Origin of the sequence: Blautia schinkii, assembly GCF_013304825.1 — a bacterium.
GTDB classification, from domain to species: Bacteria; Bacillota; Clostridia; order Lachnospirales; family Lachnospiraceae; genus Blautia_A; species Blautia_A schinkii_B.
The window spans coordinates 12224-35039 of the sequence record NZ_JAAWUO010000003.1 but is presented as its reverse complement, the minus strand read 5'-3'; the positions used below and the strand labels follow the sequence as shown (position 1 = coordinate 35039).

Below are 22816 nucleotides of genomic sequence, written 5' to 3'. Positions count from 1 at the left end.
TTTTTCACAAGTAATTTTTTTGCTTTTTTCAGAATATATCGAAAAGCTTACAACGCCTTACTTGTTTTGCATCTATTTTTTACAATAAATGTGCATTTTTTAACATTCATGACAATAAAGAAACAAATAATCTCTTTTTGTTTTTGCTAAAAAACATTTTCTTTTATTGATTTTATTTCTCAATTACTATAAGATGAATAAAAAGTGCGTGGAAAACATTTTAAACATTTTTTGAAAAGGAGAACATTTATGCGAAATCTCGACACACCAGTTAAACAGATCCGGCGAAAGATTTTTACAGAAATTGCGAAGATCGGATTTGAATCCACGGACGAATCCCTGATCCACGATATTGAATCCATCCCTTACAATATTGTAGAGGAACGCGCGAAATACCGCGAGAGCATCTATCGTGAAAGAGCTGTTGCAAGTGAACGTGTCCGTCTGGCTATGGGACTTTCCCTCCGCCCGGAGAACCGTTCTGTCCATCTTACTGACGGCGTAAAGTCAAGCAATATTGATGAGAAATATTACGAACCACCTCTTATGCAGGTAATCCCTTCTGCATGTTCTGCATGCGAATCCAATAAATACGAAGTAAGCAATATGTGCCGCGGCTGTGTTGCCCATCCATGCATTCAGACCTGTCCTAAAGGAGCCATCTCCATGGTTGATGGGAAATCTTTTATTGATCAGGACAAATGCATCCACTGCGGAAGATGCAAAGCGGTCTGTCCTTATGATGCCATTGCCCATAAAGAACGCCCCTGCGAACGTGCCTGTGGTGTAAAAGCTATCGAAAGCGATGAGCAGGGACGCGCTTCCATCAACCAGGATAAATGTGTATCCTGCGGTATGTGTATGGTCAGCTGCCCATTCGGTGCCATCTCTGATAAATCCCAGATTTTCCAGCTGGCACATGCCCTCCGTGAGGGAACTGAGATCATTGCAGAAGTTGCACCAGCTTACATCAATCAGTTCGGTGAAGATGTAACTCCCGGTAAATTCCGCTCTGCTTTAACTCAGCTTGGCTTTTCCAATATTTATGAAGTAGCACTCGGCGCAGACATCGGCTGTATTTCCGAGGCCCATCATTATGCAAAAGAAGTAGCCACCGGCAATCTCCCGTTCCTGCTTACCTCCTGCTGCCCGTCATGGTCTGTAATGGCGAAGAAATACTTCCCGGCTATGATCGACAACATCTCACAGGAGCTGACACCGATGGTGGCAACTGCCCGCATTGTAAAAAAAGAGCACCCCAATGCGAAAGTAGTATTCATCGGCCCCTGCGCCTCCAAGAAGCTGGAAGCCATGCGCCATTCCGTAAGAAGTGATGTAGATTTCGTTATCACCTTCGAAGAACTTTGGGGAATGTTCGATGCCAAAGATATCATTCCATCTGCATGCGAGGACATCCCGGAAGAAACCCAGACTGCAACAGCTGCCGGAAGAGGATATGCCATCGCAGGCGGCGTAGCAGGTGCTATTGAAGCCTGTCTGAAGGAATATTATCCTGATGTCCCCGTCCACATCGAACACGCAGAAAGCCTCGCTGAGTGCAAAAAAGTCCTCACTCTGGCCAAAGCCGGCAAGATCAAAAACTGCATGATCGAAGGAATGGCCTGTCCAGGAGGCTGCATCGGCGGTGCCGGAACCAATGCCGGCTTCGCAAAAACCTCCAAAGCACTCAAGAAATATGTAGATGGCTCAGACCCTAAGATTCCATCTCAGGAGCTTGAAAATCTGGAATTGAATTAAATTCTTTAACACAAAAAGATGTGCGCCTGTTTTTGTTCAGACGCACATCTTTTTTATTTTGTGATTTTCATGGTTTTTACATATCCGGTTGAAGTTTTGAATATTTTTTTATAAGCAGTCAGTTTTGATGCCGGCACGCGTATTACTGCTTTTTTATTGATTCCGGTGATTGCTTTGCTCTCCACTGTTTTAAAACTCTTACTGCTGATTGTGATCCGACTGATCTTACTGCAGTTCTGGAAAGCGCCGCTGTAAAGCTTCTGCACTGCCGGCAGTGTGATGGTTGATGCCTTGCTTCCGATCTGAGTTAATGCCGTGCATTTATAAAATGCCTGTTTTCCTACTGCTGTTACTTTTGTGAAGCCATTGATCTTTTTCAGTTTTGTGCAGTTTACAAAGCTTTGGGTTCCAATAGTCTTTACAGAGGCCGGGATTGTTATTGTTGTAAGCCTCCTGTTATTATAGAATGCCTTTGCAGCAATAGAGGTCACTGCGTAGCTGCGTTTCTTGTAGGTTACTTTTGAAGGAACTAAAACTACTGCCCCGGAAACTCCTTTAGTGAGAGAAACGCTGCGGCCTGTTCCTGTTTTTGTGATCTTGTAGGTAAGCCCGGATACTTTGAAGGTTGTGCCTTTTTTTGCTTCTGCAGATGGTTTTGGAGTTGGGGTGGCGATTTTTATTTTCTGCTCTTTTCCACAGTAACGACAATACTGCATTCCATATCCCTTTTCCTGTGCAGCAGCATCATAATAGTACTCATAACAATGATCCCCTTTATGATTTATAGTTAAAGAACGCGCGAAAGCCTCGTTTGTACGCTTCCCTGTTGTGGTAACTTCTGTTCCTTTAATGTTTACAGTTCCTGAACCTGTGATTTCCCTGCCAGATGTAGTAGAAAAACCTTTATTCAGATTAAGGACTCCTCCTTTTTCTATTTTAATCTCAACACCTTGTCCCAGGCTAACTCTTTGCATATTTACAGTTCCACCAGATTTAATTAATATTCTGGCCGGATGTCCTAGCTTCCAGGAATGACTTAATATACTATGCTCCTCCTCTATATTGAGCACAGCTCCTTTTTCTACCACAAACTGCTCGTTATCTCCATCATGTGATAAATCCATATAATCTTTCACAGTTAAAGTTGTTCCGGTTGGTAATGTAAGTGCACCGCCATAGAATTTATCAACAGTTAATTTTCCATTTATTACAGTTTTTAATTCTTGCTGATCTTCTGCACAGAGTGCTCCAGTTATAGTAGAATCATCCGCATTCAGAGTGCCGCCTTGAATTCGAAGAGACCATCTGTCAGTAGACTTAACAATTGCCTTTCTTTCTAAATTAAGTGTTCCTTTATATCCAATTACTGTTGATCCATCCGCATTTAGTGTTCCTCCATTTTTTACTGTAACATTATCGTACCAATTCCATCCACCAGACATATCTGCCCTTTTTACAGTCATGGAGCCACCATTATCAATAATTACATTTCCATGATACGTTCCACCATCTGTAAACCATTTTCCCTGTATGATCACTGCCACATCCTTGGTATATCCCATATCACCTTTCTGATTTACTGTGATCTGTTTAGGAATAACCCAAGAATCCCAGCCAATATCAAAGGCTCCAAGCTTTACCGTTGTATTTTCTTCAGGCCATCCAAATGGTGTTTCCGGTGCTATTGTACAATTTCCTCCTGCAGCATTTACAAGTGACTGATAATTGCGTACCCAGCTTTCTGTTCCATCTGCTTTCGCAACAACAGGTGCAAAAAGCATGGACGCAGATGCTGCAGCTGCCATTAATACACTGAAAATTTTTCTTTTTCGCATAGTTTTCCTCCCTGTGCTCTTTTCTTTTTATTTTACCATATTTCTCCATTTTTCCAATGTTAAAAATCACTTTTCTGATAATTTTTGTGAACAAAAAAGAGACATGCATCTTACACAAGACACATATCTCCATTTTATCATTTCTCCACAGTCTCTGTGCTCTCCGGCCAGGTATATTCTTCACCTTTCAGATCTGCCAGAAGGCTTCTAAGCTTATATCCATAGCTTCTCCCGGCGGCCCATCCACCACCATAAGGATTCTCCTGAATCCCAAGCCATTCCACATAAGGTGCACTTTCCCGGGTCACATACTGAAAACGGTTATCCACACAGGCCTGGTTCAGTTCATCTGAAGACGCATAAGCCTTCAAATGCTGTACCTGAGCCCGGATCCCGGACCTGACATCAGGAAAAAAATTTCCGGCAACACCGCCGCCGGTAGTCCCAAGTCCGGAAAAATTAAACTGCCCGGCACTGGCATCTCCCTGAAACTGAAGCCACCCGGTCTCAAGCATTGCCTGTTCATATACAACTTCACCACGGACACCCTCCGTATCCGCTTCCTCTATCACAATTGTGCAAAACGTATCAATGTTCGGTGCACCGCCCTCTGTCAGGATACCGGAAGGATACTCTACATTCTGCGCCTCATACTGCGCCACCATATCCTCCTCAGTCGCTGTGGTACATCCCATGATCGTATAATATCCGTAAGTATTATCTGTGGAATCATCCACAAAACTATCTATATCACTCTCTCCGGATGACTGCGGCTTGGAGATCTGTCCCTCCATGGAATGATCCACTTCTTCCGCAAAAACACCCACAGGCGTTCCGATCACCAGAACGCCTGCAAGCATCATCATCCGTAAACAAAAACTATTTCGGAATCTGTACATATATCAATAATCAATCCTTTATTACTGCGCTTTTCTCATTGCTGCTTCAACTACGTGTCCTACAAGAACAGAAGTTGTAACGCTTCCAACTCCGCCAGGAACCGGTGTGATCGCATCAACGATCGGCTCAACTGCCGCATAATCAACATCACCGCAAAGCTTACCCTCTGCATTAACATTGATACCTACATCGATAATGGTCTGTCCCTCTCTGACATAATCAGCACCGACAACACCAGCACGGCCTGCTGCAACGATCACGATATCAGCTTCTTTTGCAACAGACGGCATATCAACAGTTCTTGTATGGCAGATAGTAACTGTCGCATTCTTCTTAACAAGCATCATTGCAGCCGGTTTGCCAACTACAAGGCTTCTTCCGATTACAACAGCTTTTTTGCCTGTGCAGTCAATTCCGTAATGATCAAGGATCTCCATGCAGGCCTGCGGTGTGCATGGTGGGAATCCGATCTTCTTGCCTGTGAATACACCGGACATGGAAAGATCTGTCATACAGTCAACATCTTTCTCTGCTGCAAGTGCATTCTCGATCACTGCCTGATCCAGATGTTTCGGAAGCGGACGGAACAGAAGAACTCCGTGGATCTTGTCATCTTTGTTTACTTTATCAATTGTTGCAAGAAGCTCATCCTGGGAGACATCCTCCGGAAGAAGGATCTTCTCACATGCAACACCAAGAGTCTCACAGCGCTTTGTAGCACCTCTCTCGTAGGAAATATCGCTTGGGTTCTCACCAACGCGGATGATGCAAAGTGTAGGATCTACACCTTTTGCCTGAAGCTCTGCAACGTTAGCTTTGATCTTCTCATTGAGAGCTGCTGTAACTTCTTTACCTAATAACTGCTTTGCCATTTGTCTGGTTCCTCCTATTTCAATCTTCCGAGAACACTGTCAAATGTCTCGTCTGCAATCTTTGTATATTTCTCAAGCATAGCGTCTGCTTTTTTATTTAATTCCTCTGCATACGCACGGTCAGCCATGGATTTTGTGTTAATGTACACATTCAGGCTTGCTCCCTTAAGAGCTGCTTTGCAGAATGCAGCACCTACACCGGCATCACTGATTGCAAGCTTGGAACCTTTTGCTCCGAACTCAACGATAAGTTCAATAGCCTCGCAGCATTTCTCCATGATCTCCATAGGAACAGAGCATGCTTCCTTGAGGGCAGCTTCCATTACCCGAGCCTTCTCAGCCTTCTCTTCCTCTGTCTCTCTTGGCATTCCATAAGCCTTGGAAAGAGGCTCAAAAACTTCCGCATCTCTCTCGATCAGATGAAGGAAATCTTTCTGAAGCTGATCACATTTCTTTTTCAGCTCCCACATTTCATCTTCTACATCTGCATATTTTTTCTTACCAACAGTAAGGCTTCCAACCATGTTTCCAAGAGCTGTACCAACAGCACCTACAAGGGCAGATGCACCGCCGCCGCCGGGAACAGGTGCCTTGGAGCTTAATACCTCGACAAATTCAGTACAAGTACTTGTAGAAAATCCCATAGGACTCTCCTCCTTATATTCTTATTTTAGCACTCCTGAGAGCCCATTGGGGGCCTTATAAAAAGCCCCCTCCGGTTGTTTCATAATCTTATATTGTGATTAGAAGAGACCTGTGATCTTTCCTGTCTCATCTACATCAATCTTAGTTGCAGCCGGTACTTTCGGGAGACCTGGCATAGTCATGATCTCACCTGTAAGAGCTACGATAAATCCTGCACCAGCAGAGATCTTAAGGTTACGTACTGTTACCTCAAAGTCTTTCGGTGCACCAAGTTTTGTCTGATCATCTGTCAGGCTGTACTGTGTCTTAGCTACGCAGATCGGGCAGTTACCAAATCCAAGTGCCTCCAGCTGTTTTGCCTGTTTCTGAGCATTCGCTGTAAGAACAACTTTCTTACCACCATATACTTTCTGTACGATCTGGTTCAGTTTATCCTCAATGGAACCCTCAAGCTCATAAGCATATGTGAAATCGTTCGGCTCCTCAACAAGACGGATAACCTCCTCAGCAAGCTTCAGGCCACCCTCGCCGCCTTTTGCCCATACTTCGGAAAGTGCAACATTAACACCAAGCTCTTTACATTTTGCCTCTACCAGGTCAAGCTCTGCCTTGGTATCTGTCGGGAATGCGTTGATTGCAACAACACATGGAAGCTTGTAAACGTTCTTGATATTGTCAACATGTTTCAGAAGGTTCGGGATACCCTTCTCAAGAGCCTCAAGGTTCTCATTGTTAAGATCAGCTTTTGCAACACCGCCGTTGTATTTCAGCGCACGTACGGTTGCTACGATAACAACTGCACTTGGTGTAAGACCAGCCATACGGCACTTGATGTCAAGGAATTTCTCAGCACCAAGGTCAGCACCGAATCCAGCCTCTGTGATAGCGTAATCAGCAAGCTTCATAGCCATCTTTGTAGCTGTTACGGAGTTGCATCCGTGAGCGATGTTAGCGAATGGTCCGCCGTGTACGATTGCAGGAACATGCTCCAGTGTCTGTACAAGGTTCGGTTTCAGGGCGTCCTTCAGAAGTGCTGTCATAGCACCCTCTGCATGAAGATCACCTGCTGTTACTGGTTTCTGCTCGGAAACTTTACCATAGGTATATCCGATAATGATTCTGGAAAGTCTCTCCTTCAGATCCTTGATGTCACTTGCAAGACAGAGAACTGCCATGATCTCAGATGCAACTGTGATATCATATCCATCCTCACGCGGCATACCATTTGTTCTTCCGCCAAGGCCGTCTACTACATTACGAAGCTGACGGTCGTTCATGTCAACGCAACGTCTCCATGTGATCTTTCTCGGATCAATATTCAGCTCATTGCCCTGGAAAATATGGTTGTCGATCATTGCTGCAAGAAGGTTATTAGCTGCACCGATAGCATGGAAGTCGCCTGTAAAATGAAGGTTGATATCCTCCATCGGAACTACCTGAGCATAACCGCCGCCTGCTGCACCGCCTTTTACGCCGAATACCGGTCCCAGGGACGGCTCACGAAGTGCAACCATTACGTTCTTTCCAAGTTTCTGCATTCCGTCAGCAAGACCAACTGTTGTAGTTGTTTTTCCTTCTCCTGCCGGTGTCGGGTTGATAGCTGTTACAAGAATCAGCTTACCATCTTTTTTGTCACTCTCATTTAACAGATTGTAATCAATTTTTGCTTTGTACTTTCCGTACTGCTCCAGATATTTGTCGTCAATACCTGCCTTCTCTGCAATCTGTGTGATTGGAAGCATTTCGCACTCCTGTGCAATTTCGATGTCACTTTTGAATCCCATAATGTTACCTCCCTTTAGGTATTTTTACAGTTTTTAATCCCTTAAAACTGCATCTCTATAAAAACAGGTCCCATCCTGTTCTTAACTATTTTAAATTTAAAGACATTTCAGAAACGCCTTTAAAGACCCAATGATAACGTCTCCCATAACAGCCATGTCCTCAGCTGCAAAGGAAACCGGAAAATTATCGGAAAACAAGATCTGTGAGGACGGTGGAAATTCATCGTCACCTTCCCACAAAATCATCTGAATCTGATATCCGGAAAAAATCTCTACCTGATAGGAAATATCTCCATGCTTTACAGGAACTGCATGGATATGCTCCATGATCCCCTTAAAATCCTTCAGCCTGTTTCCGTATGTAAAAGCCAGCCGCTTGATACATCTTCCATCAAACTGGCGGAGATATACCTCTCCCCAGGGCATCTCCCGGTAGGTTTTAAACTTTCCGCTTCCCTGGGAAATATTCCCGTTCAGCAGAAAACGGATGGTAAGGATCTTCGCATAGTGCATTTCCTCAAGAGGATAAAATCCCATATCATCTTTATCATGAGTTACCTGAAAATCCGGCCAGGAAATGTGATAAACCGTCCCAAGAAATTTCAGAGTCAGTTCTTTCTTCTCCTCATCATAAGGAATGGAGAGACGTCCGGCAATTTCTGCCGGATCTGCCTTTCCAAACTCCTCTGTATAATGCTCCCAGGGCATTCTTTCCTTGCTGTCTTTTTCATAGTTCAAATCATTTATACTAAAAGCCATGTTTTACCTCTGCCATTTTAGTCTGTCTTATCTCTTCTGCTGTTCTTCCGTAACAGATGGGAAAAGTCCTGTATCTGTATGTGGAATAAAGCATGCACCTACGAATTCATCCATATAGGTAGGAACTGTGGAAAGCTCCAGATACGTCATATTGGATGCCAGCTCGTAAGTCTTTTTCTCTGCCGATGTGGAATGAAGCATCAGATAAGCTCCTGTCAGAGAAGAGTTACCAATGTAATGGAACTTCTCAAGAGGGATATCCGGGAACATTCCGATATGCACTGCATTGGCCATATTGATTCCGCTTCCGATTCCACCGGCAACATATACGTCATCGATCATGGAAACATCGAAATCAAGAGAATTCAGCATAGTACGGATTGCAGAGAAAATAGCACCTTTGGCACGGATAAAGTTATCAATATCTACTTCTGTGATCTCAACATCCTTGGCAGAGCCAGCTTCCTCTTCGAAGGCGATCACATAGCTTCCCATGCCATAATGATCGTGACGGACTCTCTTGCCCTCACGGACAAATTTACCCTTAGGATTAATGATACCTGTCATAAAGAGTTCACTGATCACATCAATGATTCCTGATCCACAAAGTCCTACCGGCTTTGTTCCAGGCTCACCCACAACCTTATAAGTCGGCTCCATAGTCTCTTTATCAATAGTACATGCCTCGATAGCACCGTCTGTAGCACGCATACCGCAGCTGATATCTCCACCCTCAAAGGCAGGACCAGCGGAACATGCACAGCTCATCATAAAATCGGAATTACCGAATACAAGCTCTCCGTTTGTACCAAGGTCTATAAACAGGGAGAATTCCGGTCTGTTCCAGATCATACTTACCAATGTACCTGCAGTGATATCTCCGCCTACATAGCTTCCGATATTCGGAGCCATGATAATATGTGCATCCGGATTGATCTCAATTCCCACATCCGATGCAAACAGAGAATTTGTTTTGAAAAATGTAGGAATATACGGTTCCATACGAAGCGGATCCGCATTGATTCCTGCAAACAGATGATTCATGGTTGTATTGGAAGCAACACACATCCGGTAGATCTGTTCCTCCGGGAAATGAATGCTTCTGCACATTTCATGGATCATCGGATTGATAGTCTCTTTAATTACTGCATCCTGAAGTTTCTTCTTTCCGCCAGGTTTCTGAGATTCGATGATACGGTTGATAACATCCGCACCAAAACGGATCTGACCGTTACCGGAAGAACTCTTAGCCAGGATCTCTCCTGTTTCCATATTGATCAGAACTGCAGAAACTGTTGTAGTACCGATATCTACAGCAAGACCACCGATCACAACATCTTTTTTACTGTCAAAAATATCGTATACATACATATCATTTGGTGCTGTACGAACTACACACTTCACAGAAAATTTACTTTCACGGAGTACGTCTGGAAGTTTCTTAAGTACTGCATATGGTATTCTGACACGCTTTAAATTCATATATTTCTGAAGTGCACGGGTCAGTCTCTCATTATCCGGCATGGTATCATCCAGTGTCGGAACATCCATCTTAAGTTCTACAACATCAAGACTGTTTGTAAGTTCTATGCCAGCCAATTCAACATCATGCTTGGCTTTTTCAAAAATCGCGATTTCTTCTTTTGAGCTTAAGTCAGCAACCTTCATTCTGCTCTTATACGCGGATGCGATATCCGGCACAAGCACCTCGACATCAGCACTGATCTTGCTCATACAGGCCAGACGCCATCCGGCACTGTACTCTTCATCCGAAATATGAAGAGTTTTCTTTGAGTCCAGTTCTCCGCCTTTTAACTGTACCCGACATTTTCCACAGGCTCCGTTTCCGGAACATGGTGCATCGATAGCCACATTGGCACCACGAGCAACCTCCAGTAAATTATCCCCCGCATTGGCAAATGCTTCTACCGTACTGCCATTTTCAAAAGCAAAAGTCACCTTAAACATTCGGCAACCACCTTTCTCGCCTCGTAAAAGTTATTCGTCTTCCACCTGTGGCGTTGGGAGTTAGACTAAACTATATTAATAAAAAAGAGGCTGAAGGCCGAAGCCCCCAGCCTCTGAAACAGCGCTCCTGTTTTGTTCACACGCCAAATTAGATCTCAAGGTAAGAATCTGCGTAAAGTGTGTTACCCTTGAATACGTCACAGGATTTGATTGTCTCCATAAGACGAAGGTCGTTAGGGTTAACGATCGCAGATGTAAGACCATTCATCATAGCCATAGCTACAAGAGCAGAATCCATGATCGGACGGATATGTTTTGGCATACCGTTACTGTTGTTGGAAAGACCGCCAGTGGAGTTCAGACCCATCTCGGAGAACATCTTGATTGCCTCAAGAACTTCCATCTGTTTGTCCTGCATTCCTTTTACAACCAGGAAAAGCGGATCGAACCAGAGATCCTCTGCTTCCATACCAAGGCCAAGACCTCTCTCAAGCATGTTCTGGCAGTGCATCATACGCTCATCGTTGTCTGCTGCAACCATTCCTGAAGAGCAAAGTGCGATACAGATTGCATCATTAGCTGCTGCAAGATCAATGTTAGTGATTCTGTCACCAGCATCTGCAGAGTTTACGATCGGTTTTCCTTTGCTTCTGTTGTATACGGAAATACCGGCCTCAATTGCTTTCTGGTTTGTTGTATCCAGAGCAAGCGGAACGTTGTCAAACTCGGACTGAAGGAGCTGTACCGCCCATTTCATAAGATCCTCACCATCGTTCTCAGCAGGTCCGATGTTTACATCAAGATATGTAGCTCCAGCATCAAGCTGCTGTTTTGCTCTTTTGATGATCGGCTCAGGATCTCTCTCAGTAAATGCTTTATTTACTGCCGGTGCTGTTGTTGAAAGTCTCTCCCCAATTGTTACAAATTTTGCCATACTCGTGTTCTCCTTTACATATTAGTAGGATATGGCTGTGCAGCAATCCTACACAGCCGCTTATAACTGTCGGCGGTATTGCCTGACAGCTGATTTCTTAAACCTTAAGTTTACGCGTCAAGGTCTTTTAAGAATTTCACAAGCTGTACTGCTTCTCTTGGTCCTACGATGATCTCCCATCCAGGAAGCTTAGCCTCAAGATCGCCCTTAAGAACTGCTACTTTACCAGGAATAACCAGTCTTCTACATTTAACCTTCGGCTCAACATTCTCTTTGATGTACTCGGAAATGCTGTTTCCGGAGAATTTACCTGCTGCCCAGGATGTCAGTACGGAAAGTCCGCCTGCATCATTGATCACCAGGTTAAGCGGAACACCGGAACGCTCCAGCTCGCCGGACACTACGAAATATGTAAGAGCGAAGTCTACTGTTGTTACAACGAGAGAATTCTCGTCTGCTCCGTTCAGAGGATAGATACCCGGTTCTACCTTCATTGGCTTCTGTGGGTCTGTAAATACGTTCTGACGAAGACCGAACAGCGGAAGTGCTTCTGCATATGTCATCTGCTCCATAACAACGATGGAACCATATTTCATAGTGAACATGGAAGCAAGTGCTGCCTGTAAATGTTTGTCACCCTTCGCAAGTTTAACAAGGTTAACGATAGAAGGATAACCAAATGTTCTATCCTGATTCTTAAGAGCTGCACGACGAACCTGTACAGTATTTGCAAAAGTCTCTTTGATGTCAGCTCCTGTTGTATCAAGTACGAGATTCTTGTTGCCAAGTTTCTCAATAGCTGCTGTAGTATCATATAACTCATTGATGTCCTTACCGGATACACCGAGAACTACACCTGCATCTGTAGCAACCTTGCTCATTGCCTCGTAGTTGGAAGCGTTTGCTCCGTTAAGAACCGGTTTGCCGTCCTTACATACTTCAAGGGCAGCTTTTGCGATTTCAGGATCTGTACAGCCAAGGATCAGTGTTCTTCCAAGACCTTTAGCCTTCTCTACAAGTGCTGTGAATTTTGCAGCATCTGCATTCTCATCGCAGTTTACATATACAAGCTCTACATGCATTCTCTCACCGATACGATCATAATCAACGTGTGGGATCTCTGCAAGTTTTGCTTCTACTTCTTCATCACTCATGCATGTGCAAAGTGATACGGCATATCTTGTTTTGCTTACAAATGTCTTCTCATGTCTGAAAAGAACAGTCTCTCCACCAAGTGTAAACTCTCCATCGCCTGTTCCGATCTTGATAGTTTTCATTGGCGGTGCAGTTGCCTCAGAAAGAGAAGCCAGTGCTTCCTCGGACATATGAGGACACTGCTCAATTTTCAGTGCGCCCTGTGCAACTTTCATAGAGAAAGCCATACATGTAGGGCATCCACATTCCTTACAGTTTTTCTTTGGTGTTAATTTAAAGATCTGAATACCATTCAGTGCCATAGCTCTTTATCCTCCTATTTATTACGCAAGTGCTTTGATCAGCTTGGAAATTGTCTTAACAGATTCCGGATGTCTTAAGATAACTGCATCAGAACCAGCTGCAAGATCAGCAGCTGCTGTCTCAACTTCCATGTCGATTCCACGCTCATCCTGTGGTCCCCATGCCGGCATGTCTGCTTCGGAAGCCATTGCCTCTTTAACATTCCATGTCTCAGCGGATACAGGTGTAATAATAGGCATCTGCAGCATGTTATCATTCTGGCCTAAAGCGGCACCTTTGATACGGTCCATAGTAGATACTACGTACTCATATCCATAACCAACTGCTGCACTACCGATATTCATGACGATCTTCTTAGCATCTACGCCAAGCTGTGTAGTAACAACGTTAAGCTGTTTAGCAAGGTTGATATCAACGGCAGACTCAGCGCCTACGATCTGATTGTAAGCAAGACCTGCTGCTGCACCGATTGCTTTATAGTTTTCCTCTTTCTCGGAAAGGATCAGAGCGTTTCTGCCCTGAAGAGCCTCTGCAACCTTCGGAAGGAGCTCTGCATCCTTCTCAACATTCTTGCAGCCCTCTACAACCAGTGGACAGTCAACTGCATCTGCAACTTCTTTAACAACTGCGATCAGCTCATCGATAGATTTGTTAACACCATTCGGGTCGCCGCCCTCAAGAATAAGTGCAACAAAGTCAGCACCCTCCATAGCTGCTGCTTTCTTAGCAATGTCAGCCATTGTAGTAGCGCCTTCATAGTAAGCTTTGATACCTTCAGATACGCCCTCAAGACCCATATCAGAGATCTCTACACCAATCTTCGGGCAGTTCTCTGACTCTGCGTCAAAGGAATAAAACGGGAATGTACAATCCCCACCAATTGTCACAGTCTTATCTCCGCTTCCGATTGTGACAGCATTAATCTTTGCATTGAACTTTTGTGGTTTCTGATTAAACGGCATTTTTCGTTAGCCTCCTTAAAAATAATAATTAAAAACTACAGAGCTTTATATATTATACTACACCATACCAGTTATTGGCAAGGTGTAGCCGCGTATTTCCGTTAAAAAATCAACAAACTTTTTAACATTTTTCAGGAGAAAGAACGCTTTTGCATCCTTTCTCCTTACTTAATTACATCATCGGATCAAGTCCCAGTGCCGGATGTCCCTTCTCAGTAAGGAATGCTACCAGTGTCTCTGGATCTTCCGCGATTGTCTCATCACCGATCATATCTGTGAAGTTGTCGATTCCGTAAAGCTCTTTTGCAGTCTTGTTAAGTCTGTCAGCTACGAACTCTTTCAGTTCTTTCGGCATCCATACGATACGCTCGATACCGCCCTCAGCCTTCATGAACTTCTTGGAGGAAATGAAATGTTTACCATGTCCCATGAATCCAGGTGTCTGAACTCCACCACCTGTCATGGATGCCATCTCAGGGAATGTCATTCCAAGTGGTGTCATGCCTGCATACTCACGGTTGGCAATAACAACACCGTTGGAGAATGGCTCGATACCGCAGATACACTCGAAGCATCCGCAGGAAGTCATCGGATCCTGCATGATGGAGTACAGTGTAACGTGTTCCAGAGCACCCTGGGAGAATTTCTGAACTGCCTCATCAACGTCCTCATAAGAACCAAGATTCTCATCGATCGGGCGCTCTTTTGTGATGATCTGGCAAGGACCAGCCGGGTCAAGCTGATGAGTAGCTTTTGCATCCAGCCATGAAACCGCACCGCAAAGTCCAAGTCTCTCCGGTGTTACTACACATACATGGCTTGGTGCGAATGCCTGGCAAAGGATACAGCTGTAATATACATCAACAGATTCATCTGTCAGAGTATCAAGACGCTCATCACGTTTGTCAAAGATCGGGATTGCAACCTCATGACGGATTCTTGTACACTCAGCAGGATCTGTATAGATAACAACCTCACATTTATCAACAACTGCATCGAACTCATTTTTAACAGATGCATAAAGAACTTCACCGATATGTTTGATTCTGAATCCTGCATTAAATGCGTCAATGCTGATACGGATACGCTGCATATCACGCTGTCCTGTATGGTATACACCCTCGATACAGTTGATGTAGTTGTGGAATTTACGCTCGATAACCGGCTCAAAGTCAGCCTGCATGTTCTTACCTGCAACTTTAACAACATATGCAATGCTGTTCTTGCTGCCGAATTCCATCTCGTCTACTTCAGGTCCGATTACTGTGATCTTGTGATCCTCGATCTCAGAAGCATCGCAGGTATGTACAAGCTCTGCACAGTCTACACGGGAACCATCGAACTCAACCTGCATGTCTTTACGACGGATGATCTCACCCTCGAATGCAGATGCGAAAGCAACCGGAATATCGATATTTGTGATCTTGATCTTAATGTCACGTGCCTCAAGGGAAGTAGCGTTGAATTTGCTTACGTCCTCCTGAACGATAAGGCTCTTCGGTACGCGGAAGATATTCTCTGTCTCATTTGTAATAACCGGGAAACCAAGTGCAATAGCACCTGCGCCACATGCTACGATCACATCATCCAGAGGTTTGAATGCGTTAACGAATGCCGGTACACGATCCATTGTGTATTTCATAAGTGTTCCTGCATCTCCAGGTGTTACATTACCGAAGATCAGAGCTGCACGGATCGCAACGGAAACTACATGAACAACAGATGTAACATCTTTTCCAAGAGGAATAACACGTACGTTAGCGCCTGTCTTCATTCCGGCTTCAGCAACCTGGTCGATGATTCCTCCAACCAGTGTTACAAGGATACCCTGTGCCTGATAGCTCTTTACAAGGGCAACACCCTCTTCTGTAGTAGGAGCAGCACCAAGGATAACTGCAACGCCTGGGATATCGCCTGTTACAAGCGGTACACCGAGCTCACGGATAACAGCATCACCAAGATGGCCATAGCATGGCTCCTCATAAGGAGTTGCTCCGTCGATATATTTAAGAACCTCGATGAACTCTGCGCAGAGTGCTGTAGCAACACCGGACATAAATGCATCATTCAGTCTTTTCTCTCTTGTCATAAGTGTTTTTACAACGCCAAGAGCTTCTTTTAATTCTTTTAATGTTGTAACTTTTGTTCCTGTTACAGCATAGTAGCAAGGAAGGCTGTAAGCGGTATTCGGGAAGCTGACAGCTTTGTCTTCGCCATACTGAGCGATCGCGCCGTCAATAGCACCCTCTGTTAAACCATATACAGCATCGTTTCCGCCGAATACTCTATCAAATAAAGTCACTGTAATACCTCCTATTTTTACAGAATTGAATTCTGATCAATTTTGTCTTTGATTTTTCTGATTTCAGCTGTTACAGTTTCACTGAAATCGTAGGGAGATTTTCCCTGACGATCAGCATCTATAACTTCTGTATTGTAGTGGATCATTCCAAGCAGATCTTCTGCCGGGATCTTATTCCGTATAAATTCCTCATCTTCCGGATTTCTTACCTTATTGGCCACGACCTTGACCTGGGAAACTCCCAGATCTTTTGCAAGACGTTTGACATTTTTATAAGTCTGAACACTTCTTGCCCCTGGTTCGATCACTACAATAAATTCATCCATGCTCTCCGTGGTGCCCCGGCCCAGATGTTCCAGGCCGGCTTCCATATCCATGATCACCACATCACCTCTGTGGATCACAAGGTTATTGATCACTCTTTTAAGCATCACATGTTCAGGACAGACGCATCCGCCTCCACCTGTTTCCACAGTCCCAAGGACAAGCAGCTTTACGCCATTACAGGTTTTTCCATAAGTATCCGGAATATCGTCTACCTTTGGGTTCAGTTTATAAAACTGATTCTGGCTGTTGGCTCCGGTACGTTCTTCTATAAGCTTACGCATTTTTGAGATCGGAACAATAGAGTCCAATGTTTCCTCATCAAATCCAAGGGCAAGACCCAAGTTTGCATCCGGATCCACGTCTGCTGCAAGGACTTTCTTTCCCTCATCTGCGTATAATCTTGCAAGTGTTGCTGCGAAAGTGGTCTTTCCTACTCCACCTTTACCGGTTACTGCTATTTTCATTTTACGTCTTCCACCTTTTATAACATTTTAAAGATTGCAACGGATTAGATTCCTAATGCTGTTCTCTTCTCTTCAATTCTCTCGATCATAAGATCAACTAATTTCTCGATGTCTGTCTCTACTGTGTAAGCAGCACCTGTCCATTTTCTTGTTCCCTCTGTAAGAAGTTCACACATTTCTGAAGAACCGGAAACATATGGATCAACACCAAGGAATGTATCAATACCGGTACCAACTACGTAGTTACCGATGGATACAGCTTTTTCAGACATCCACTCAGGAGCACATCCTACTACAGGAAGCTGATTGATCTGAAGTCCTGAATCTTTTGCAAGTTCAGCAGCCAGGATCATCATACGGGAGATATCTACGCAGGATCCCATATGAAGTACTGGTGGGATATCAGCCAGCTCACAGACACGTTTCAGACCTGCACCGCAGAGATCTCTTGCGGATTTGTCCATCAGACCAGCTTTAGCAGCTGCCTGTGCGGAACATCCGGAAGCGATGATAATGATATCATTTGCGATACACTTCTTCATCAGTTCGATATGTGCATAGTCAGGACGGATCTTAGGATTGTTACATCCAACCATAGCAACAGCACCACGGATAACACCGGAAGTGATGCACTCAAGTAATGGTTTGGTTGTTCCTGTTACGTCAACCTGAGAGTTTGTAACACCATCAAGAACTTTAACGATCGCTTCTACTGAGTAACCAACAGTAGCTTTCTGTTTCAGCTGTGGGATATGTACAAGCTCAGGTTTTCTGTTCTTGAAGTTATCGATAGCCATCTTAACGATTGCTTTTGCATTTTCTCCTGCTGTCTCAGCGTTGAATCTGATAAATTCAGAATCCGGCATCTGAGCGATCGGAGAAGTTGTAACAAATTTAGTATGGAAGCATTTGCTCAGAGGTCCTAATGCAGGGAAGATACACTGAACATCAACTACGATCGCCTCGCAGGCACCTGTCAGCACTACGTTCTCCTGCTGCAGGAAGTTACCAGCCATCGGAACACCACGACGCATAGCTACCTCATTAGAAGTACAGCATACACCGGAAACTGTAATTCCTTTTGCTCCTACGGATTTTGCATAATCGATCATTTCTTTGCTGTCTGCATACTCACAGATCATCTCAGAAAGACTCGGATCATGTCCGTGCACAACAATGTTTACGTTCTCTTCAACCATTACTCCAAGGTTAGCCTCTGTGTCAAGCGGCTTCGGGGTTCCGAATAATACATCAGAGAACTCTGTTCCCATCATGGAACCGCCCCATCCATCAGCCATGCCGCAACGAAGAGACTGTTTTACAAGTGCTTCCGGAAGAGAAGAACATCCCATATGAGACATATGCAGAGAACTTGCAACCTCACGGTCAATAGCACGTGGTGCGATTTCGTTCTCAATCAGTTTTTCTTTCTGTCCTGCTGGCATTCTGTCAAGGAATCTCTGATATCCGAACGGTTTACCATATTCCATAAGACCGATCTCTGCCATCTCATGAGCCAGATCATAGATATCCTTGCCTTCTGTTTCTACGCCCCACTCTTTAGCAATGCGAAGAAGTTTCTCAGGATCTTTTACCTGATAATTTCCGCCCTCTTTTGCGCAGTACAGTGTATGACAGATCTCACGACCATGATCAGAGTGAGTAGCTGCACCACCAGCTGTAAATTTAAGGAAGTTTCTTCCTACGATACCATGAGCATCACATCCGCAGACTCCTCTTGGAGCCTTCGGTGTAATACGGCACGGTCCCATTGCACAGATACGACAGCAGATACCCTGCTCACCGAATTTACAGTGCGGAGTCTGGTTCTTTGCACGGATCTGCCATGCATCTGCTCCTACCTTTGCACCTGTCTCAAGAAGACGGGCTGTAGCGGCTTCAAATTCCTCCACTGTAGTTAATTTGAATTCACTCATTATAGACCTCCTTTAATAGCACATCTATTTATTTTTTCTTTTTTATAATAAGCCCCGGGCAGGAACCCATCCCCACCCATGGGTTATTCTCTTTTTTAAAAAAAGGTTTATATTTAATTATAAACCTAATTTATCAAAAATTTCAAAAGCTGCTTTTCTCATCGGATTATCCTCAGGAAGAGTGACTGTTGGTTTCCCATCGCAGTCATACTCATAAACTGCTTCATCCTGTGGTACTACACCGATCAGATCGAGTCCCTGTTTCTGGATCTCCTCAAGGATTCCCGGATTCAGTTCTGCTTTTGGTGCGCGATTGATAATAAGTCCTACTCGTGAAGGCTTCATCTCACATTCCTTGATAAGTTCCGCGATTCTGCCTACAGCCTGTACTCCTCTTCTGGAACAATCACTTACAAGGATTGCCGTTTCCATACTTGGAAGGATTCCTCTGCTGATATGTTCCATTCCTGCTTCATTATCCACAACAATATATGGATAATTCTTCTGGTATTTGGCAAGCTGTGCCTGAAGCAGACCGTTTACAAAGCAATAGCATCCTTTTCCCTGTGTTCTTCCCATCACAAGAAGATCGTAATCATCTTCCTCAGCAAGAGCATCCTCGAAACGTACCTCTGCATAATCTGCCTTGGACATTCCTTTTGGAATCGGGCTTTTCTCTGTCATCTCAGCATGTGCGATCTCCTCACGTACATCGCCAAGAGTTGTGTCTACTTCTACGCCAAGAACCTCGTTCAGATTTGAATTGGCATCTGCATCTACCGCCAGTACAGGTCCTTTTTTCTTTTCGCAGAGATACTGGATCAGCATTCCGCATAATGTAGTTTTTCCAACGCCGCCTTTTCCTGCGACTGCAATAACATGTGCCATAAAACGGGCACCTCCTGATTTTATATCTGTTATGCCGGCGCATAAGGGAGGTGCCTGATACTGTTCTGGCACCTCCGCATCGTGCCGGAATTCTTATTTATTCTGTTGATAATTAGATAAGTGTCCGAAGTCCGGATCTGTCAATGATCTCGGATACATCCTTCCACTTGTTTAATGCATAAAGATGGATTCCGTCAACACCAAGTGCACGATATTCATCAATCTGTCTGATAGTATATTCAATTCCTTCTTCTTTAAAACGTTTAAGCTTGTCCTCATAGAACATATCAAACGGTTTTCCGTCAGCATCTTTTGCGTTGAACGGATTCGGGAACAGCCAGTTTCTGGAAATGAGTCTGCAAAGCTCACTGTCCATTACACAACCGTTACGTGAAAGAGCCATATTGATGGTGGCAGCCTGATCAAGGATCGGCATAACTCCAACATCCACAGGCATTGTAACACCAGCCTCACGAATCGCATCCAGCCAATATTTAAACTGCTCCATATCCCAGCAGAGCTGAGTCATAATGTAGTCAGCTCCGTTATCCTGTTTCTGTCTTAAAACAGCGATATCTGCATCCAGACTGCGGCATGCGATGTGTCCTTCCGGTGAACCGGCTACTGCGATCTCAAACTTATCGCCGAACTCATCACGCACAAATCTAACAAGGTCTGTCGCATAATTAAAATCGCCGCATGTTGTTGTCTCGCCAAGCGGAATATCACCGCGAAGCGCAAGCATATGGTCAACGCCTTCAGCCAGATACTGCTGAAGCTGTTTTTTAATTCCTTCTTTTGTATTCTTGATTACTGTGAAGTGTGTTACAGGAATTGTTCCTGCATTCCTGATCATCTGGCATACTTCTCTGTTAGCTCCGACATTTCCTCCGCCTGCACCGTATGTGCAGGAAATATACTCTGGCTTGTACTTCATGAGATGTTCGATGGTTCCCGGCAGATTTGTCATGCCTTTTTCTGTTTTTGGTGGAAAAAGCTCAAAGGAAAGCAACATTTTTTCTCTCATTGCATCTGATAATTTCATTGATCGTTCCTCCACGTCTTAACTTTTTATTATAGAAATGATCTTTATCATTTTCTCAGTTCACATTTCAGTCATCCGGTGCAAAAATCAGTCACACTGTAGTTTAACGATACTATTTGCAAGATCCACCATAAGGATACTGCCTTCTACCACGCGCTCATCTCCCATGATGTCACGAAGAATCAGCTTATTTCCATCTACATCGATCCGGCTCACATTTTTAAAAATCACCGAATTATCTTCATCTTTATATACAGTTGCAAGACACATATTCAATTCCTCCAATTAGCGGTTTCTGTCTTCCGCTATGCTGTCAAAATCACTCTGTCAAATTTATTTCAGCTCTTCCTTAACAAGTGTAAGGGCAAGACCCAGTCTCATATTACCTTTCTGAAAGTCAGATACTGCCTCCTTGATCGTCCTGGCAGCTGCATCCATATTAAGCTTCTTAAGGTTATCAGCCATCTGGTCAAGCTCTGCTGCATGATGCTCATTATGCTGCAGCATATAGGTAAGAAGTGCTACTGTCTCATTCTTGCAGTCGCCGGACTCGCAGGATCCGCAATGTCCATCACCGTGTGTATGGCAATGTCCCTCTCCTTCCGCATGACTGTGTGTATGGCTGTGAGTCATACCATCTTCATGAGTATGCTCATGTGTATGTTCGTGGCTGTCAGCATGGCCATGCTGTACAAGATTGCCATTCTCATCTTTGATTAAATGCATAAATACCCCTTTCCTGTATCCGTATGACGGACACCTTCATGACAAGAATTTATCAATTAAATTCATTATACATCTTTTTCCTTTCATTATCAAGGAATTTATTATAAAAAATAGCCAATTTTCAGTCCCTTATTTCTTGTTTTTTCAAAAACTTTGACAGCTAATTAACCCGATTGTTTCTATTTTAACGAAGTTAGTTTTTCCAAACCAGCAGCTATTGTCTTCTGACGCTCTGCTTCTGCATTCAAGCTTTATCACTTTTGTAATATATTTGATGTGATTCTTTCATATTTTTGTGCTATAATAGCAAAAACTTGGGAAACAGAACAAACAATAGGAGGAATTATTTTGAAAGAAACTGTTTTTCTGAACAACGACAGAGAAATGCCCCTTCTGGGGCTTGGTGTATATAAGTTGCCCGATGACGTACAGGCTGAAGCTGCCGTTACCTCTGCGATCTCCTCAGGCTACCGCATGATCGACACTGCTTCTGTGTATAAGAACGAAGAAAGTGTAGGACGTGCCATTGCGAAATGCGGTGTCCCCCGCAAAGATCTTTTTATCACCAGCAAAATCTGGAACACTGCCCAGCGGCTGGGAGATGTCCAGGGAGCTTTTTCACGAAGTCTTGATCGTCTCAAACTCAGCTATGTTGATCTCTATCTGATCCACTGGCCTGTTCCCGGTTGCTACTTAAGCACCTGGAAGGAACTTGAAAATATCCTGGAATCCGGCCGTGCCTTAAGCATTGGTGTCAGCAATTTCGACATCCGCCATCTGGAAGAGCTACGTAAAGTTTCCGGTATCATTCCTGCTGTTAATCAGATCGAATGCCATCCTCTGTGCTTTCCTTCTGAACTGATTGAATACTGCAGGGCTTTTGGTATCCAGGTACAGGCTTACTCTCCCCTGGCAAGAGGTGCTTATTTTGACAATGATGTGATGTGTGTCCTTGGAACGAAATATGCAAGAACTCCTGCGCAGATCGGACTTCGCTGGGCTGTCCAGAAGGGAATCTCCGTAATTCCGAAATCTATAAATCCGGAACGTATCCGGAGCAATAGTGATATTTTTGATTTTAATATTGAAGAGGAAGATATGGCTATCATTGATACACTGAATGAGAATCTGCATGTATCTCATGTCCCGGAAGATCTCCGAGACATTCAGTTTTGACAAACATGATATAATATAAGACATTAAATATAAAAAAGGATATCCGGCTGGTCTGCCATATACGCTCCCGAAATCA

The 22816-nt window shown here is 44.1% G+C and carries 19 protein-coding genes; 2 read left to right on the top strand and 17 right to left on the bottom strand.

Annotated features, from left to right (window positions below; translation table 11 throughout):
• Nucleotides 1–249 precede the first annotated feature (249 nt).
• Nucleotides 250–1758 carry a 4Fe-4S dicluster domain-containing protein gene (locus tag HFM85_RS02950; RefSeq protein ID WP_173737117.1) on the top strand — a complete coding sequence of 503 codons (1509 nt, stop codon included), beginning with the start codon at nt 250–252 and terminating at the stop codon, nt 1756–1758.
• Between the two features lie 53 nt (nt 1759–1811).
• Here HFM85_RS02950 and HFM85_RS02945 read toward each other — a convergent pair whose 3' ends face one another.
• The 17 genes from HFM85_RS02945 to HFM85_RS02865 form a co-directional block, all read right to left on the bottom strand.
• Complete coding sequence (locus HFM85_RS02945) at nt 1812–3593, bottom strand: leucine-rich repeat domain-containing protein (RefSeq protein ID WP_173737118.1); 1782 nt, start codon at nt 3591–3593, stop codon at nt 1812–1814.
• A gap of 137 nt (nt 3594–3730) precedes the next feature.
• Nucleotides 3731–4492, bottom strand: coding sequence for a glucosaminidase domain-containing protein (locus HFM85_RS02940; protein WP_330596723.1), 762 nt, complete (start codon nt 4490–4492; stop codon nt 3731–3733).
• A gap of 21 nt (nt 4493–4513) precedes the next feature.
• Nucleotides 4514–5365 (bottom strand): bifunctional 5,10-methylenetetrahydrofolate dehydrogenase/5,10-methenyltetrahydrofolate cyclohydrolase, encoded by an 852-nt coding sequence (locus HFM85_RS02935; RefSeq protein ID WP_015525289.1) that lies wholly within the window; start codon nt 5363–5365, stop codon nt 4514–4516.
• Between the two features lie 14 nt (nt 5366–5379).
• Entirely contained in the window at nt 5380–6009 is a 630-nt protein-coding gene (locus tag HFM85_RS02930; RefSeq protein WP_021977714.1) for a cyclodeaminase/cyclohydrolase family protein, read from the bottom strand.
• A gap of 99 nt (nt 6010–6108) precedes the next feature.
• Nucleotides 6109–7794: a formate--tetrahydrofolate ligase gene (locus HFM85_RS02925; RefSeq protein ID WP_119240563.1), complete on the bottom strand. Its 1686-nt coding sequence runs from the start codon at nt 7792–7794 to the stop codon at nt 6109–6111.
• Between the two features lie 96 nt (nt 7795–7890).
• Nucleotides 7891–8553 (bottom strand): DUF3786 domain-containing protein, encoded by a 663-nt coding sequence (locus HFM85_RS02920; protein ID WP_119240562.1) that lies wholly within the window; start codon nt 8551–8553, stop codon nt 7891–7893.
• A gap of 27 nt (nt 8554–8580) precedes the next feature.
• Nucleotides 8581–10521, bottom strand: a complete 1941-nt coding sequence (gene acsV / locus HFM85_RS02915; protein WP_173737119.1) for a corrinoid activation/regeneration protein AcsV — start codon at nt 10519–10521, stop codon at nt 8581–8583.
• A 148-nt stretch (nt 10522–10669) separates the two neighbouring features.
• Nucleotides 10670–11455, bottom strand: coding sequence for a carbon monoxide dehydrogenase/acetyl-CoA synthase methytransferase subunit (gene acsE, locus HFM85_RS02910; RefSeq protein WP_173737120.1), 786 nt, complete (start codon nt 11453–11455; stop codon nt 10670–10672).
• A 110-nt stretch (nt 11456–11565) separates the two neighbouring features.
• Nucleotides 11566–12912, bottom strand: coding sequence for an acetyl-CoA decarbonylase/synthase complex subunit gamma (gene acsC / locus HFM85_RS02905; protein ID WP_119240559.1), 1347 nt, complete (start codon nt 12910–12912; stop codon nt 11566–11568).
• 21 nt (nt 12913–12933) lie between these two features.
• Nucleotides 12934–13875 carry an acetyl-CoA decarbonylase/synthase complex subunit delta gene (gene acsD, locus HFM85_RS02900; protein ID WP_015525297.1) on the bottom strand — a complete coding sequence of 314 codons (942 nt, stop codon included), beginning with the start codon at nt 13873–13875 and terminating at the stop codon, nt 12934–12936.
• Nucleotides 13876–14047: 172 nt separating this feature from the next.
• Nucleotides 14048–16177 carry an acetyl-CoA decarbonylase/synthase complex subunit alpha/beta gene (gene acsB / locus HFM85_RS02895; protein ID WP_119240558.1) on the bottom strand — a complete coding sequence of 710 codons (2130 nt, stop codon included), beginning with the start codon at nt 16175–16177 and terminating at the stop codon, nt 14048–14050.
• Between the two features lie 17 nt (nt 16178–16194).
• On the bottom strand, nt 16195–16968 hold the full coding sequence (locus HFM85_RS02890) for an ATP-binding protein (protein WP_173737121.1): 774 nt from the start codon (nt 16966–16968) through the stop codon (nt 16195–16197).
• Nucleotides 16969–17012: 44 nt separating this feature from the next.
• Complete coding sequence (gene cooS / locus HFM85_RS02885; RefSeq protein ID WP_119240556.1) at nt 17013–18905, bottom strand: anaerobic carbon-monoxide dehydrogenase catalytic subunit; 1893 nt, start codon at nt 18903–18905, stop codon at nt 17013–17015.
• Between the two features lie 117 nt (nt 18906–19022).
• The gene (locus tag HFM85_RS02880; protein ID WP_173737122.1) at nt 19023–19793 is read right to left on the bottom strand and encodes an ATP-binding protein; all 771 of its coding nucleotides are present in this window, start codon (nt 19791–19793) and stop codon (nt 19023–19025) included.
• 112 nt (nt 19794–19905) lie between these two features.
• The gene (locus HFM85_RS02875) at nt 19906–20838 is read right to left on the bottom strand and encodes a methylenetetrahydrofolate reductase (protein WP_173737123.1); all 933 of its coding nucleotides are present in this window, start codon (nt 20836–20838) and stop codon (nt 19906–19908) included.
• Between the two features lie 87 nt (nt 20839–20925).
• On the bottom strand, nt 20926–21108 hold the full coding sequence (locus HFM85_RS02870) for a CooT family nickel-binding protein (protein WP_119240554.1): 183 nt from the start codon (nt 21106–21108) through the stop codon (nt 20926–20928).
• A gap of 63 nt (nt 21109–21171) precedes the next feature.
• On the bottom strand, nt 21172–21564 hold the full coding sequence (locus HFM85_RS02865) for a cobalt transporter (protein ID WP_119240553.1): 393 nt from the start codon (nt 21562–21564) through the stop codon (nt 21172–21174).
• Between the two features lie 348 nt (nt 21565–21912).
• Between HFM85_RS02865 and HFM85_RS02860 the strand changes: the two genes are divergently transcribed.
• Nucleotides 21913–22740, top strand: coding sequence for an aldo/keto reductase (locus HFM85_RS02860; RefSeq protein ID WP_202020360.1), 828 nt, complete (start codon nt 21913–21915; stop codon nt 22738–22740).
• The last annotated feature ends 76 nt before the right edge of the window (nt 22741–22816 follow it).